Source organism: Bradyrhizobium sp. 160 (genome assembly GCF_023073735.1).
In the GTDB taxonomy this organism is placed as follows: Bacteria; Pseudomonadota; Alphaproteobacteria; order Rhizobiales; family Xanthobacteraceae; genus Bradyrhizobium.
Map to the genome: position 1 here is coordinate 28,314 of NZ_JADPKD010000064.1, position 14,815 is coordinate 43,128.

At 64.3% G+C, this 14,815-nt stretch carries 18 protein-coding genes; 8 read left to right on the plus strand and 10 right to left on the minus strand.

Annotated elements, in window-relative coordinates:
- Positions 1–6: 6 nt before the first annotated feature.
- A complete protein-coding gene (locus IVA98_RS27020; RefSeq protein ID WP_247355789.1) occupies positions 7–1,209 on the minus strand; it encodes an FAD-dependent monooxygenase in 1,203 nt (400 codons plus the stop codon).
- Positions 1,210–1,228: 19 nt separating this feature from the next.
- Positions 1,229–1,474, minus strand: coding sequence for a zinc-finger domain-containing protein (locus IVA98_RS27025; RefSeq protein WP_007602543.1), 246 nt, complete (start codon positions 1,472–1,474; stop codon positions 1,229–1,231).
- A 305-nt stretch (positions 1,475–1,779) separates the two neighbouring features.
- Between IVA98_RS27025 and IVA98_RS27030 the strand changes: the two genes are divergently transcribed.
- Positions 1,780–2,916: a hypothetical protein gene (locus IVA98_RS27030; protein WP_247355790.1), complete on the plus strand. Its 1,137-nt coding sequence runs from the start codon at positions 1,780–1,782 to the stop codon at positions 2,914–2,916.
- A gap of 165 nt (positions 2,917–3,081) precedes the next feature.
- Positions 3,082–3,837 carry an alpha/beta fold hydrolase gene (locus IVA98_RS27035; RefSeq protein WP_247355791.1) on the plus strand — a complete coding sequence of 252 codons (756 nt, stop codon included), beginning with the start codon at positions 3,082–3,084 and terminating at the stop codon, positions 3,835–3,837.
- Here IVA98_RS27035 and IVA98_RS27040 read toward each other — a convergent pair.
- Complete coding sequence (locus IVA98_RS27040; RefSeq protein ID WP_247296319.1) at positions 3,823–5,199, minus strand: hypothetical protein; 1,377 nt, start codon at positions 5,197–5,199, stop codon at positions 3,823–3,825. The two genes, IVA98_RS27035 and IVA98_RS27040, sit on opposite strands and share 15 nt — an antisense overlap.
- A gap of 276 nt (positions 5,200–5,475) precedes the next feature.
- On the opposite strand from IVA98_RS27040, the gene cysE reads away from it, so the two are divergent.
- Together cysE and IVA98_RS27050 are read left to right on the plus strand one after the other, a co-directional pair.
- Positions 5,476–6,300: a serine O-acetyltransferase gene (gene cysE, locus IVA98_RS27045; RefSeq protein WP_247336032.1), complete on the plus strand. Its 825-nt coding sequence runs from the start codon at positions 5,476–5,478 to the stop codon at positions 6,298–6,300.
- 125 nt (positions 6,301–6,425) lie between these two features.
- A complete protein-coding gene (locus IVA98_RS27050; protein WP_007602550.1) occupies positions 6,426–6,644 on the plus strand; it encodes a DUF3126 family protein in 219 nt (72 codons plus the stop codon).
- 407 nt (positions 6,645–7,051) lie between these two features.
- On the opposite strand, the gene IVA98_RS27055 is transcribed toward IVA98_RS27050, so the two are convergent.
- Positions 7,052–7,759: a hypothetical protein gene (locus tag IVA98_RS27055; protein WP_247355792.1), complete on the minus strand. Its 708-nt coding sequence runs from the start codon at positions 7,757–7,759 to the stop codon at positions 7,052–7,054.
- A gap of 222 nt (positions 7,760–7,981) precedes the next feature.
- Here IVA98_RS27055 and IVA98_RS27060 point away from each other — a divergent pair, with 222 nt between their 5' ends.
- Both IVA98_RS27060 and IVA98_RS27065 read left to right on the plus strand, forming a co-directional pair.
- Positions 7,982–8,311: a DUF6949 family protein gene (locus IVA98_RS27060; protein ID WP_247280070.1), complete on the plus strand. Its 330-nt coding sequence runs from the start codon at positions 7,982–7,984 to the stop codon at positions 8,309–8,311.
- A gap of 93 nt (positions 8,312–8,404) precedes the next feature.
- A complete protein-coding gene (locus IVA98_RS27065) occupies positions 8,405–8,935 on the plus strand; it encodes a gamma carbonic anhydrase family protein (RefSeq protein WP_247296326.1) in 531 nt (176 codons plus the stop codon).
- 52 nt (positions 8,936–8,987) lie between these two features.
- Here the strand turns inward: IVA98_RS27065 and IVA98_RS27070 are convergent, their stop codons facing one another.
- Complete coding sequence (locus IVA98_RS27070) at positions 8,988–9,152, minus strand: hypothetical protein (protein WP_247296327.1); 165 nt, start codon at positions 9,150–9,152, stop codon at positions 8,988–8,990.
- Between the two features lie 95 nt (positions 9,153–9,247).
- Between IVA98_RS27070 and IVA98_RS27075 the strand changes: the two genes are divergently transcribed.
- Together IVA98_RS27075 and IVA98_RS27080 are read left to right on the plus strand one after the other, a co-directional pair.
- The gene (locus IVA98_RS27075; RefSeq protein WP_247355793.1) at positions 9,248–9,601 is read left to right on the plus strand and encodes a hypothetical protein; all 354 of its coding nucleotides are present in this window, start codon (positions 9,248–9,250) and stop codon (positions 9,599–9,601) included.
- 103 nt (positions 9,602–9,704) lie between these two features.
- Complete coding sequence (locus IVA98_RS27080) at positions 9,705–10,058, plus strand: hypothetical protein (RefSeq protein WP_247296332.1); 354 nt, start codon at positions 9,705–9,707, stop codon at positions 10,056–10,058.
- Positions 10,059–10,245: 187 nt separating this feature from the next.
- Here IVA98_RS27080 and IVA98_RS27085 read toward each other — a convergent pair whose 3' ends face one another.
- From IVA98_RS27085 to IVA98_RS27105, 5 genes are all read right to left on the minus strand, one after another.
- Positions 10,246–10,740 (minus strand): hypothetical protein, encoded by a 495-nt coding sequence (locus IVA98_RS27085; protein WP_247296334.1) that lies wholly within the window; start codon positions 10,738–10,740, stop codon positions 10,246–10,248.
- A gap of 178 nt (positions 10,741–10,918) precedes the next feature.
- Entirely contained in the window at positions 10,919–11,650 is a 732-nt protein-coding gene (locus tag IVA98_RS27090; RefSeq protein ID WP_247296451.1) for an aspartate/glutamate racemase family protein, read from the minus strand.
- 4 nt (positions 11,651–11,654) lie between these two features.
- Entirely contained in the window at positions 11,655–12,533 is an 879-nt protein-coding gene (locus IVA98_RS27095) for an ABC transporter permease (protein ID WP_247296337.1), read from the minus strand.
- 3 nt (positions 12,534–12,536) lie between these two features.
- Positions 12,537–13,496 (minus strand): ABC transporter permease, encoded by a 960-nt coding sequence (locus IVA98_RS27100; RefSeq protein ID WP_247355794.1) that lies wholly within the window; start codon positions 13,494–13,496, stop codon positions 12,537–12,539.
- Positions 13,496–14,809, minus strand: a complete 1,314-nt coding sequence (locus tag IVA98_RS27105; RefSeq protein ID WP_524536416.1) for an ABC transporter substrate-binding protein — start codon at positions 14,807–14,809, stop codon at positions 13,496–13,498. The genes IVA98_RS27100 and IVA98_RS27105 overlap by 1 nt, the downstream gene beginning before the upstream one ends.
- Positions 14,810–14,815 lie beyond the last annotated feature (6 nt).

Consider the following 14,815-nt stretch of genomic DNA (forward strand, 5'->3'; position numbering starts at 1 on the left):
CTCGCTTCAAGGCCGCCAGTTGTAGATCCAGTCCTGCCGCGCCAGCATGCGGTCCGGTCCGAGTGCGCGGATCGCAAGATCGCGCGCGATCGCGAGCGGCCCGCTGAAATGATAGATGCGGCCCTGCTGTCGCGCGGTCCGCTGCACCCGCCGCACGCGGGCTTGGCGCGCGCGGCCATATTGCGTTAGCGCGGCTGTGATGTCGGCGGTGCTCTCGGCCGCCTCGACGCTCAAATGCCGGGCGAGCACGGCGGCATCCTCGATCGCCATGCCGGCGCCCTGCGCTGCGAACGGCAGCATCGCATGCACGGCATCGCCGAGCAGCCCGACCGGACCCTTGCTCCAGGGACAGCCGTCAGGCACGCCGAACAGCGCCCATTTCCGCCAGCTGCCTACTGCGGCGAGCATCATCCGCGCCGATGGCGGCCAGCGCGGTGCGGCGAAAGCTTCCATCACCTCGAGAGGATCGCCGGGCGTGCTCCAGCCCGGCCTGTTCCACGTGCCCGGCAGCACCGCGACCACGTTGATCTGGCGTCCGCCCGCGATCGGATAGGCTACCACATGGGCGTTCGGGCCCATCCAGAGCTGCACCCGGCGCGCGGTGTAGTCCTTCGGCAGTTGCGTTGCATCGAGCGTGCCGCGCCAGGCGATCAGGCCTGAAAAGCGCGGCTGCACGTCGGGAAACAGATGCTGGCGGACCGTCGACCAGATGCCGTCGGCGCCGATCAATGCGCTAGCAAGATCGCTGCGGCGGATCGTGCCGCTGCGATGGACCACCGTCAGCCCCTTGGTGTGAGGCGCGACGTCCTCGAAGGTTGCGCCCAGCTTCAGGTCGATATCAGGATGGTCGGACACCGCGCCGGCGAGCGCCGATTGCAGATCGGCGCGGTGCACCACCCAATAGGGGGCGCCGGCGCGCGCGGAGGCTGCCTCGCCAAGCGGCATGCGCAGCAGCTCGCCGCCGGCGCGCGCGCTCATGATCGAGACCGCTTCCGGGGTCACGGCGCCCAGCTTGAGGCCTTCGGTCAGGCCGAGCTCGACCAGCACGCGGCTGGCATTGGGGGAGAGTTGCAGACCGGCGCCGGCTTCCTCGAGGCGCTCGGCCTTTTCCAGCACGACGATGCGGAAGCCGCGGGCCGCGAGCGCCAGCGCGGCCGTCAGTCCACCGATGCCGGCACCGGCGATGACAATCGTTCTGGAGAGCGCCACCCCTGACCGATGAGAGCGGTCAGGCCACCTTGTCCTTCAGCACGCATTCTGGCGGACGGGCCTCGCCCGCCTTCAGGTCGGCCGCGAAGCGGTACAGCGTCGAGCAATAGGGGCAGATGATCTCGTTATCGTTGCCGAGATCGAGGAAGACGTGCGGATGATCGAACGGAGGATTGGCGCCCACGCACATGAACTCTTGCGAGCCGATCTCGATGACGGGAACACCGGCATCGTTATGGAAGTGCGGGACGACATGGTCGGACATCGTAGTTCATCCTGGAGTGGCAATGGCGGCAGATACAATCAAACTGACGCGGCATTAGTAAGGCGCCGCGGACCATACTGGCGGGTGTAGATGATTGCTAGTCCAGCGGAACCGAAAGCTCCGCAATTGCCCCATGTTCATTTGCTCATGCAAATTCGACACAATCTTGCGGCTTGAGAGAAGCCCTTCTTTCGTCGGGGACGTTGTGCCGCAATTTCGGCATACTATGTCTGTGGACGAGCGCAATTGCGACGACAGACGTATCGTCAGGCGTCAACGATTTTAGGACCGTCCAGGCTTTCCGCATGAAATGGCTGCGAATCAGCACAGCGTTGACCGGTGTCGCGGCATGCGCGTTCCTGCTCGCGCAGGTTGCGCCGCATGCGCGCGAGGCCGGCGCGATCCTCGCTGCCCAGGATGATCCCGCGGTGCTCTCCGAGTTCAAGCTCGATGCGCTGCTGCGGCAGAACGATCGCCTTGTTCAGGACAACATCGAGGCTGCGCTCGCCGCAGGCGACGCCGATCTCGCCGACAGTTTCGTCGCGCTCGCGCGTGACCGCAACATCGCGCTGCCGGACGACCTGCTGAACCGCGTCAGCGATGCGGTCAAAACCGAGAATTCCACCTCCCATTTCGCCAAACGATTTGCCACCGGTCTCGTCACCGGCAATGCCGACGACGTCGCGAGCCTGTCGGGAACGGCGGCCGGCGATCTCTTCGTAATCGGCGACATCAGGGACGTCGTCCGCGAAGGCAAGCACCTCGCCATGGGTGAGGATACCGACCGCCTCGTGCTGGGGCTTGCGGCGGCAGGCCTTGCGGTGACGGCGGCGACCTACGTCACCGTCGGTGGTGCCGCGCCGGTGCGCGCCGGGCTGACGCTGGTGAAGGACGCACGCAAGGTGGGGCGGCTCGGCGAGGGGCTGGCCGCGTGGGCCGGCCGTTCCGCGCGCGAGATCGTTGACACGCCGATGCTTCAGAACGCGGTCGCCAAGGGTTCGGTGCTGCGGCCGGGCGAGACCGTGAGTGCGATCAAGGCTGCGTTCCGCGCCGAAAAGGCCGGCGCGCTGGTTCGGCTCGGCAAGGACGTCACGCGCGTCGCCGGAAAGACCGGCACGCGCGGGGCGATGGACACGTTGCGGATCGCCGAAGGCCCGAAAGATGTGGCGCGCGCGGCCCGGCTCGCGGAAGCGCAGGGCGGCAAGACCCGCGCCATCATGAAACTGCTTGGCCGCGGCGCGCTGCTCCTCATCGGCGGTGCGTTCGATCTGACGCTCTGGCTATTCGGCGCGGCGCTGACCCTGTTGGGATTGCTGTCCTCGATCAAGGCGACCACCGAGCGCCTGACCCAGGCCTGGTGTGATCGCAGGCGCGCGCGGCGGCTCCGCCGGGCGCAAGGGGCCGCCGAGGCCGCTCTGGCGGATGCAGCCCTCAGGGTCTGAAGCGCGATGAGATTGAGGTCATTCGTAGCCGCGATAGAGGCTATTGTTTGAGCATGATCTCCGCGCAAACGCGTTCCGCGTTTGTGGACTGAAAAACCCGCTGCACACTCGTCCGGATCGTGCTCTAAGATCGACTTTTCCCCCTCAAGACCTGCGGAACTGATGATGCCGAGCTTCCATAACGGCGCCGTTGAAATTGCCTATCTCGACGAAGGTGAGGGCGACCCGATCATTCTCGTGCACGGCTTTGCTTCCAGCAAGAACGTGAACTGGGTCTATCCGACCTGGGTCTCGGAACTGCGCAAGAATGGCCGCCGTGTCATCGCACTCGACAATCGCGGCCACGGCGAGAGTGCGAAGCTCTACGAGCCCCAGCAATACTCGATCCCAGTCATGGCCGGCGACGTACTGGCACTGATGGATCATCTCGCGATCCCCCAGGCCGACATTATGGGCTATTCGATGGGTGGACGGATGGCGGCGTGGCTTGCGCTCCACGAGGCGCAGCGCCTGCGCTCGGCGATCCTCGGCGGCATCGGCATCGGCGGTCTGATCGAGGGCACCGGCCCCGGCGAAAACGTCGCCAAGGCGCTGGAGGCACCCTCGCTCGACGACGTCACCGATCCCGTTGGGCGCACCTTCCGCGCCTTCGCCGATCAGACCCGCTCGGACCGTCGTGCACTCGCCGCCTGCCTCCGCGGCACGCGCGATCTCATGACGAGGCAGCAGGCTGCACGCATCGAGGTGCCGGTGCTGATCGCGGTCGGCACCGCCGACGATGTCGCAGGATCTGCCGGCGCACTCGGTGCGATCATCCCGGGCGCGCAAGTGCTCGACATCCCGGGCCGCGATCACATGCGTGCGGTCGGCGACAAGGTCTACAAGACCGGCGTGCTCGATTTCCTCTCACGCCGCGGCTGAGGTCTCATCCGCCAGCGCGTCGTCGCCGAATGAGCGAAACAGAGCCGTCAGCACCACGAAGGTCGCAAGCCACGCCATCCGCGCGCCATAGCGGTCGTGCGGGCCCGAGATCACGCCGCAGATGAAGGCATTACCGAGCAGCGCCAGCGACACGGTTGCTGCCAGCAGCGTCAGATCGTCGAGCCGGCGCTTGGCGAGCGCATGCACCAGCAGCACGACAAGTCCCGCCATCGAGGCCAGCGCGACGGGGATATGCAGCCAGTTGACGTCGTCGAAATTGACGGCCCAGTGCTGCTGTCGCGCCGCGCGCATCGGCGCGACTTGCGAAGGCACGTAACGTTCGATGATGCCGTAGGTGTGCGGAATCCAGCCGTTGGTGCCTTCGCCGGTTGCGACATGCAGCAATTGTTGCCCGATCGCCCGCAGCGCCGCGCCGGCCTGCCAGGCCGGATAGTCCGCGAGTGAATGCACGACGATGTAGCCCATCTCCTCGTTCAGCCCATCGAAGCGGCCGAGGGTGTTGAACATGCTTTTGCCCCACAGAAACTCGTCGGCGCTCGCCGGCAGCTCGTTGCGATAGGGGCAGAGCTTGTAGTGTTCGCGCGGGCAATGGTCGTTGAGATAGCGCGCCACGATGCCGTCCTGCATCATGCGACCGAAGGCGACGCCATAGCCGCCGGGCGTCCAGGTCCATTTGCCCGACAGCGCATAATTCGCCGACATCAGCATCAGGCCGCCCGCGACGATGCTGAGACTCGCCAGCGCAAGTCCCGCAAGCGGAAGGCGACGCCCAAGGAGCGGCCGCGCCATCCAGCCGGCGGCGCACAGACCGAGCAGCACGCCGAGCGTCGCGCTGTGGGTCGCTGCGGCAAAGGCGGTGAAGACGAACAGCGCGATTTTTTCGGGCACCGAGGTGCGGTGTCGTCCGATGACCAGGAGGAACAGCGACAGCACCGACAGTCCCGCAAAGATGTCGGTGAGCAGCATGCTGGCCAGCCAGGGCAGGGCGGTCGACAGGATCAGGAGCAGACTGATCGCGACGAAGCGGAAGGTCTGCATCAGGCCGAGCACGCGCAAGCTGAGCTGCAACAGCCACAGCGTCGCCAGCGACTGGACCGCGAGGTTGAGCCAGAAACCAAAACCCTCGCCATAGTGCAGATAGAGGCCGAACACGGTGGAGCGGCTGGGGACGAGATAGCCCTCGTACCAGCGGGCCAGATAGCCGCCGGTATCCCATTGCAACAAGGGATAGCCGTTCCAGAACGCCGGCGCGATCATCAGGAGGGGCAGGGCCATTGCGGCCAGCCGCAGCCAGAACGTGTCAGCGGCGCGCGCGCGCAATTGGTCGGTGGTGATGCTCAAATCTGCTCCGTCCTCGCTCGGACCATGCCCGCAATAACGGTTGGGGGAGAATTCACCAATAGTTTGACGCGGCCCGGCTTGAATTTGGCAAAACTCTGACCACCTTGAGCCGACCTTGCCGCTTGGGGGCGTCAGAAGAAAGTCTTGTATATCAGTACGTTGGCTTGGTGTGGCGAGGCAAAGCACTGTTCACTCTCAGGCAAGCCGGTCAGGACTTTGTCGCCTAGACTGTGCTATAGAACCAACAAAACGAGCCCATTCGAAAGAGCAGATCCCATGTCAGTGCATCAGGTCAATCCGGGAGGAAAGCTCGCATCGCTCGATCCGATCTGGGACCGGATCCGGGGCGAGGCGGAAGACATCGTCCATCGCGAGCCCGAGCTTGCCACCTTCATCTATTCGACGGTGCTGCATCACAGTCGCCTGGAAGATTCCGTGATTCACCGTCTCGCCGACCGGCTCGATCACTCCGCGCTGTCGGGCGATCTTGTGCGCCAGACCTATGACGAGGCGCTGCGCGACGATCCCGATCTCGGCAACGCCTTCCGCGCCGATCTCGTCGCCGTCTACGACCGCGATCCCGCGACTTCGCGCTTCATCGATCCCTTGCTCTACTTCAAGGGCTTTCATGCGATCCAGACCCATCGCTTGGCGCATTGGCTCTATCTAAAGGGCCGCAAGGATTTCGCATACTACCTCCAGAGCCGCGCCTCGGCGGTGTTCCAGACCGATATCAATCCCGCAGCGCGCATCGGCCGCGGCATCTTCCTTGACCACGCCACCGGTTTCGTCTGCGGTGAGACGGCTGTCATCGAGGACGACGTCTCGATCCTGCACGGTGTCACGCTCGGCGGCACCGGCAAGGAGAACGAGGACCGTCATCCGAAGATCCGCCATGGCGTGCTGATCGGCGCCGGCGCAAAGATCCTCGGCAACATTGAGATCGGCCATTGCGCACGCATTGCCGCCGGCTCGGTCGTGGTCAAGCCGGTACCGCACAACGTCACGGTTGCGGGCGTCCCCGCCAAGATCGTCGGTGAAGCCGGCTGCGCCGAGCCGTCGCGCACCATGGATCAGATGATCAACGCGATGGGACTTTGATCTTCGTTGATCGGAACAGGATTTTCCGGCCCTTTCCGTCCCAAATTACGTTGGCAATTCATGCTGGCGGTTCGTCGCGTCTCGTCGTAAACCCCGCCAAGTTAGATTTCGATTGGAGACTTGCCGTGGACGTCAAGGAAGTGAGAAAGCTCGATGCGTATCTGAAGCGCGTATTCGGCAATCCCAAGATTCGCGTCGTGCCGCGGCCGAAGAAGGACGATTCCGCCGAGGTCTATATCGGCGAGGAGTTCATCGGCGTGCTCTTCGTCGACGATGAGGACGACGATCGCTCGTTCCAGTTCCAGATGGCGATCCTCGAGGACGATCTCGTCGATCAGGAATAGTGGTGACACGTCATTGCGAGCCAACGGGTCCGCGCAAGCGCGGCCCCGTTGGCTCGCAATGACGATGCTAGCTTCGCGGGCCCGTAACTCTATCTCTCGTCAAGAATTCGCAGCCGCGCGTCATGGCGTCAGCGACGATGACGCTGTCGGCCTCGATGAGGTCGGCTGCACGACCATGTCGCGATCAGTGTGCTCCACGATGCGCGCACGCGCCGGGATGGAGGCAAGCGCCGAGCTGCAGGAAAAGCATGATGACATCATGCCCCTGTTTTGCCCGACAGGTCAAGTTGCGATTCGAAAAATACGAAAAAGCTCGATGCCCCCAGTGCTTGGCTACTGTGCATGGGGTTGTTTTCGCGGTTTTTGTTTGGGAGGCTCCAGCCCGTCCCTTCGAGCCGAGGCCCCGCTCAGCCCCTCGGCCCGCGCAGCTGCGCGGTCAGCTTCTCCATCGCCTCCGCCACGTCCCGCCACTGCGACAGCCAGCTTCGCGGAAAGCGGAAGGTGAGGTCGGCGCCGCCGACGCGGCGCTCGGAGAGGCACATGCCGGGAGTGGCCGCATCGCGGGTGCAGCGTGCGGTCAGCGCCGGACTTGCGGCGGAATAGAGATCCTCGCTGCCGTAAGGGGTCTCAGCGCGAAACATCCGCATCGTCAGGCCCTCTTGGGGCATCGTCGCGGCCCGGTCGAGATAGCGCGGATAGATCGTGGCCGTTCGCTGCTCGGGCGCGAGTGCATCGTGATGGGCCGCGATCGACAGGAAGATGCGGTCGATCGACTGCACCGCCGCCTCCACGGTATCGGCGGTGACGTGCTTCGGAGCGCCGGGCGGTTCCAGCGAGGGATAGAGGAAATCGAGATCGATGCGCTCCTGCGGCCCTGAGTGCCGCTGGATCTTCATCCGGATCGCCGTCACAGGCAGGTTGAACAGCGTGCCGCCGACGCTCACCGGCAGCTTGTCCGGGGCGTTCGCACCGCGCGTGCCCCAGGTCGGCCACAGCAAATAGGCAACGAGCGCGACCGCGCAGGCCGCCGCCGCGCCGCCGAGCGCGATCGGGACGACGTGCGCGCGGGTGCGCGTCCGGGGAGAGCGAGGCGAGGCTGCCGAAAACACCGTCATGAGCTAGCGCAAGGTAAGCCGCAGTCGGCCGCTGGCCGACGAATCAGCGGCGAATATGCCATGTGGCGGCGATTTCGCGCAGCGCTCCCCGCCTGCGGAGAGCGGGAGGGCCCCTGCACGGGCTGGCCGGCGGCGTTAACCTTCCCTTAAGGATAATGTAGCGTTAACCGGCACGATTTGTCACAGGTAGGCGCCAGCGTCGCGTAAGGGCGGACCGTTCCGATGACACCTGAAGCTCTCAATACCTTCTTCTCGATCTGCATCGGTTTCGCGCTCGCGGGCGCGCTCGTGAACGGATACCAGGCGTTCGCGCAGCGTCCCGCCGGCTTCGGCTTGTTGCAGGACGGCGTCGCGCCGAAGACCTTCGCGGCCGTGCCGTTCCTGGTCTTCGCGGCGCCCTTCATCATCATGCGCAACACGCTCCGCGGCATCCGTGTGGAAACCCGCCGCGCCGAATTCGTGATGATGGCGACCCTCATTGCCGGCTTCTGGAGCATGATGAGCGGCACCTTCTTCCTGATGACGCTGCGCGCAGCCGGCGTGCTGGGCTGACGCCTCCGGCGCGACTGGACGCTCTGCGTGGCGGCGCCTTTGCGTCCAGGCCGCCGTTTCGCTATGCCAGGATCATCCTGACAGGAGACCTCCATGGCGATCTACGAGCTCGACGGGCAGGCGCCCGATCTTCCCGCCGACGGCAATTATTTCATCGCGGAGACCGCCACCGTGATCGGCCGTGTGCGCCTGAAGCCGGGCGCGAGCGTCTGGTTCGGCGCGGTGCTTCGCGGCGACAATGAATGGATCGAGATCGGCGAAGGCGCCAACGTGCAGGACGGCTCGACCTGTCACACCGATCTCGGCTTCCCGCTTCACGTCGGCAGGAACTGCACGGTTGGCCACAACGTCATCCTGCACGGCTGCACCATCGAGGAGGGCGCGCTCGTCGGCATGGGCGCGATCGTGATGAACGGCGCGAAGATCGGCCGCAACAGCATCGTCGGCGCCGGCTCCGTCATCACCGAGGGCAAGGCGTTTCCCGAGCGCTCGCTGATCATCGGCTCGCCGGCGCGCGTGATCCGCACGCTCGAAGACGCCCAGGTCCAGAAGATGGGGAGTGCGGCCAAGTTCTACGTGGCCAACGGTCCCCGCTTCAAGAAGGGCTTGAAGCGGATCGGCTGAGATGCCCGCCGCCCGTGTCGGTCCAGCCGGTGCGGCTGCAGACGACCTCTCGTCACATGCCCTCGGCTTCGCCCGCCTCGATCGCGCCTGCCACCTTCTCGTGGCCGGCGGCCCATAGCGCATGCTCGTCGCTGCCGTCTGAATAGGGATTGGCTTCTGCCGGGATGCTTTCGCGCGCAGCGCGTTCGCCTTCAGCAAAGGGGTCGCGATGGTTCATCGTGATTTGGCCTCCTCGCTTTCAAGCTGATGTGAGGGCATTTGTTCCGGAACAGGTGATCGCGGCAGCGGTTGACCGGCAAAGGAGAATTTCCAATGTCTGCCAGATCGTCCGCAACCAAGACCATGATGGTGATCCTCGCACTCGCGGCGATTCCGGCCGTATCGTTCGCGCAAGCGACCGGCGGCTCTGCCGGATCGACCGGAGGCTCTGCGAGCTCGACCGGAGGTTCTGTGGGATCGACTGGAAGCTCCGCGGGACCGACGGGGGGTAGCGCCAACTCGCCGGCTCCGCCGCCCGGGACCAACAGCCTGGGTACGGCTCAATCATCCGGCCCGGGCTCCGGAGTCGCCACCGGCGGTGGCGCAGGTGGGGCGGCTGATGCCACCGTCAACGCCGAGAACCGGCTGCTCGACAAGAAGATGAAAAGCATCTGCCGCGGCTGCTGACGCTCGCGCGGAAGTGAGACAGCGCGGCTGTCAGAAATGTCGAAGTGACGTTAGCTTGATCCTGCTTTGAAGCGTGGAGCGTATCCACGCGGAGGATCGAGTGGTGTTAGGCAAGATGATCATGGCGGCCGTGACCGTCGCGGCGGTCGGACTGTCGGCGCCGCAAGTGGCCGAGGCGCGCGGATTCGGTCATGGCGGCTGGGGCGGTGGCGGTTGGGGCCATGGCGGCCACGGCCATTGGCACGGCGGCGGCTTCTGGCCGGGCGTCGCGATCGGAGCGGGGCTTGCCGGCGCCGGCTATTACGGCGCTTATTATGGCTATCGCTATCCGTATTACGGCAGCCCTTATTATTATGGTGCCGGCTATGACGATGGTTACGGCGGCTGCTACGTCGTTCGCAAGCGGGTCATGACGCCTGCGGGATGGCGATACCGCCGCGTGGATGTCTGCGAATAGCATCCCTGGCGAGTAGCCGGCCCACCAAAAAACAAGGCCGTTGACGCAGTATACCGTCAACGACCTTGCCAGCCCCGGACATTGAAATCGGCTCACGCCATCCGGTATCGCAAGCATCGCGCGGAATCACACGCGCGAATGTGATCCAGTTCACAAGTCGAAAAAATTCGCCGGTATCGTGAGTTGCTCAGCCGCGCGACCGCTTGCCCGCGCTGGCTTGAACGCGGTGCCGCGCCGGTTTCCTGCGGGTAACCGAGTTTGTTTCGGCCTCGCTGGCCCGGGCGCTGGCAAAGGATTGCCGTAAGCCGTCGACGGACTCACTCAGCGCCGCGACCTGCTCGGACAGGCGCTTGGTGTCGGCCTGCTGCGCCGCCATCAGCCGCTTCATGGTCTGGAGCTGGTCCTGCACGACCTGGAGCTGATCGATCGATTCCTGCTGGGTCGCCTCCAGCCCTTTGGTCTTCTCGACGAGTTGCTCGGACGCCTGTGCGGTGCGGGCCTGGAGCTGCCGCGATGCTACCAGCCGGTCGGTCTCCGGTGCCGCGCCGGTATAGGCACGCCAGGCCGCGATGGAGGTCACGCCGGCGATCAGCAGGAGAAGCGCGGCCGCGGTCAGCGCGATCGGCTGGGCGCCGAGGCGAAGGAGAGGGGCGGATGGTGTGTCCTGTGCGAGATCGATCATCGCTGACAAAACCCAAATTGAAACTTGGTGAGTGGCGAAGACCGGCAACCCAGAGGATCACCGGGGCGTCCCGAAAGCCTTACGTTTCGGCAAGGAATGGGACCAAAAAGAGGCTAAGGGCAAAAAAACCAGCAATCAGCGGGAGTTGAAGCGTCCCAAGGCCCGTCGGGAGCACGGATCAGGGCTGAAATTGCGAAAATGGCCCGGAATAGGTCTTCGAGCGCGGCGCGGCATAGGGCCCGAGCCGGGACGTCGTTAGCCCGAGCCGCACCACTGATTCCGCCAGCGTCACGGCGGCCGCGACGCCGTCGACAACGGGCAGGCCGTGCGCGGCGGCGAGCCCGGCGGCGAGATCAGCCATGCCGGCGCAGCCGAGCACGATGGCTTCGGCGCGGTCATCACGGATCGCGGCCGAGATCTCCGCGGAGATCCTGCCGAGGGCATCGGCATTGCGCTCCTCGAGCGCGAGCACGGGCACCTCGGCGGTGCGCACGCGGGCACAGCGTTCGGCGAGACCGTATTTTCGCAAGTTATGTTCGATCGGCACGATGGAGACAGCGAGCGTCGTCACCACGGCAAAGCGCGCCGCGATCAGGCTTGCCATATGAAAGCCGGCTTCGCCGATGCCGATCACCGGGGCCTTCGCGGCAGCGCGCGCCGCGTCGAGGCCGGTGTCATCGAAACAGGCAATGACGTGCGCATCCGCGCCGTCGCGATCAGCCTCGCGGATGCAGCCGAGCATGCCGGGGACGGCAAAGGCCTCGTCGTAAAATCCCTCGATCGAGACCGGGCCCATCGCCGGCTGGCGCGCATCGATCACGGTGCCGGGCAGGGCAACGGAGCCCGCGGCAGCGGCGATCTTCGTCGTCATCGCAACAGTGGTATTGGGATTGACGACGTGAAGCCGCATCGGATCAGACAAGTCCCTTGCCAGCGTCCGAGCCCTTGGCCGCCTGCCGCTTGTTGAGCATGTGGATGGTGCCGAGCGCAAGAGCGATCACCGTGAACGAGACGGCGGAGATGATAGTGCCGAGAGCATAAATGTCCGGGTTCGTCACGGTGGTGGTGAGGCCCTGCAGATCCAGCGGCAATGTATTAACAGCTCCGATTGCCTGGCTCGAGCGGGCGAGTTCGTCCCAGGATAGCGTGAAGCCGAATAGGCCAATGCCGATCACGGATGGCAATATGATCGGCAGCACGACGTGGCGGAACGTCTGCCACGGCGTCGCGCCGAGATCGCGTGCGGCTTCCTCGAGCCTGGGGTCGAAGCGGTTGAAGATCGCGAACATGATCAAGAGGCCAAACGGCAGCGTCCAGGTCAGGTGGGCACCGAGGCCCGAAGTGAGCAGGCCCATCGAGGTCTCGAAGTTTTCGTTCCAATGCGCCTTGATCAAGTCGTCGATAATGCGGAATTCTAGCGATATGCCGAGCGAGGTGATGATCGAGGGCACGATCAGGCTTGCGATCGCCGAATAGAACAGGATGCTCTGCGCCCTGAACTTGCGGCGGAAGGCCATGCCGGCGGCGACTGACAGCACGACCGTGAGGATCATCACGATGATGCCGAGCAGCAGCGAGCGGCGGAAAGCCGCACCGAGATCGACGATGCCGGTGCCCTGGAACAGCTTCGCGATCCAGAAGGTCGATATGCCATTCATCGGGAAAGTGAGGCCGCCCTGCGGCCCCTGGAAGGACAGCACGTAGATCGCGATCATCGGGCCATAGAGAAACAGCACATAGGCCGCGAAGAAGATCGCGAGCACGTAGAAAGAGCGCGGGCGTCCTTCCGTCATGCTCTAGAGCTCCTTCTTGATGTCGACGATGCGCGACATCATGGTGATGATCGAGAAGGTGATCGCGAGCAGGATGACGGCGTTCGCCGCGGCGGCCGGGAATTGCAGCGCGTTCACCCGCGTCTCGATGATCTTGCCGGCGGCGGCGATCTGCTGGCCGCCCATCACGCCGATGGTGATGAAGTCGCCCATCACGATGGTGATGACGAAGATCGAGCCGATCACGATGCCGGGCTTTGCCAGCGGGATGATGACGTTGACCAGCGTCTGGAAGCCGCTCGCGCCGGCGTCATAGGCGGCCTCGATCAGCGACTTGTCGATGCGCACCATCGAATTGAAGATCGGCACCACCATGAAGAAGGTGAAGAGGTGGACCAGCGCCAACACCACGGAGAATTCGGAGAACAGCAGCCATTCCAGTGGCTGGTTGATAAGTCCTGCTTTGACAAGGCCGGAATTGACCAGGCCGTTGCGGCCCAGCAACGGGATCCAGGCGATCATGCGGATGACGTTGGAGGTCCAGAACGGGATCGTGCACAGCAGCGACAATCCCATCTGCCAGGTCTTGGACTTGACGTGGAAGGCGAGGAAGTAGGCGACCCAGAAGCCGATGAAGAGCGTGATGGCCCAGACCATGAAGCACAGCTTCAGCGTCATCACGTAGGTGCGCCCGATTGTGCAGAGATCGGGGAGCTGCGCGATGCAGCCTTCGAACGTGTCGGTGTAGCCGCGGCCCGAGAAGGCCGGCAGCAGCTGGTATTCGTTGTAGTCCCAGAACGAGACGATGACGACGAAGACGAGCGGGATGAGGAAGAAGGCGAGAAACACCAGCATCATCGGCCCGGCCTGGAGCCAGGAGATGAAGGACGGGGACAGGCGCGTCAGTTTTGCGGCGCGCGCTGTGCCCGACCCCGGGATCAAGCCCGGGGCCGCCTGTTGCAGGACCTCTTCCGACATGTCCATTACGCCGCGATGAACTCATTCCATTTGCGGACCATGTAGTCGTTCTCGTCCATCACGGCGTTCCAGCAGGCGACGCCGCCCATGCGGTCCTCGTAGGAGCCGCCGTCACGCACGGCGCCAGCCTTCTCGAGCAGCGAGCCGTCGGGCGCCTTGATGTCCTTTTCGGCCGGCTTGCCCTCCATCCAGTAGGCCCATTCGTAAGGCTCCATGTTGGCCTTCGCGGTGGAGAGCACGGCAGAGTAGTAGCCCTGGCGGTTGAGGTAGGCGCCGGCGTAGCCGGACAAGAACCAGTTCACGAACTCATAGGCCCATTCGAGCTTGGGACCCGAGACGCCCTTGGAGACGCAGAAGCCCGAGGCCCAGGAGCGGTAGCCTTCCTTCAGCGGCTGGAAGGTGCAGGGAATGCCCATCGAGCGCACCTTCGTCACCGCCGGCGACCACATCGACTGGATCACGGTCTCGCCCGAAGCCATCAGGTTGACGCTCTCGTTGAAGTCTTTCCAGAAGGCACGGAACTGGCCGGCCTTCTTGGCTTCGGTCATCACCTTCATGGTGAGGTCGATCTCTTCCTTGGTCATGTTGCCCTTGTCGGCATATTTGTACTTGCCGGAGGCCTCCACGACCATCGCGGCGTCCATGATGCCGATGGAGGGAATGTTGAGGATCGAAGCCTTGCCCTTGAATTCGGGATTGAGCAGCTCGGACCACGAGCTGATGGGGCGCTTGATCAGGTCGGGACGGATGCCGAGCGTGTCGGCGTTGTAGACGGTCGGAATCAACGTGACGAATTCGGTCGCCGACGTCGCGAACTTCTTGGAGTCCTTGCCTTCGAGATAGAGCACCTTCCAGGGCGCGGTGCCCTGGCCGCCGATCTTCTTGCCGCCGGGCGTCTCGCCCTTGGTGAAGACCGGCGTGATGTTGTCGAATTCCTTGATCTTCTTGGCGTCGAGGGCAAGGATGTTGCCGGACGGCACGATCTTCTTGAGCGAGAAATATTCGGTGTCGAGCACGTCGAAGGAGTTCGGTTGGGTCATCACGCGCTTGGTGACGTCGTCGGTGGTCGCGGTGATGTATTCGATCTTGATGCCGGTGTCCTTCAGGCATTGCTTGGAGATGTCGTCGCCTTCGTTTACGGCGGTGCCGAGATAGCGCAGCACCTTCGCATCGGCCGACTTCACATATGGAAAGCCGGTGATCGCGCCGGAGCCGGCGGCGAGGCCGGCAAGACCTGCAGTGCCCTTGAGCAGCGTGCGGCGGCTGACGTCCTTCGTCCAGGTACTCTCGGTCATATCAGTCACTCCTCTGTTGCGCATTCCGGT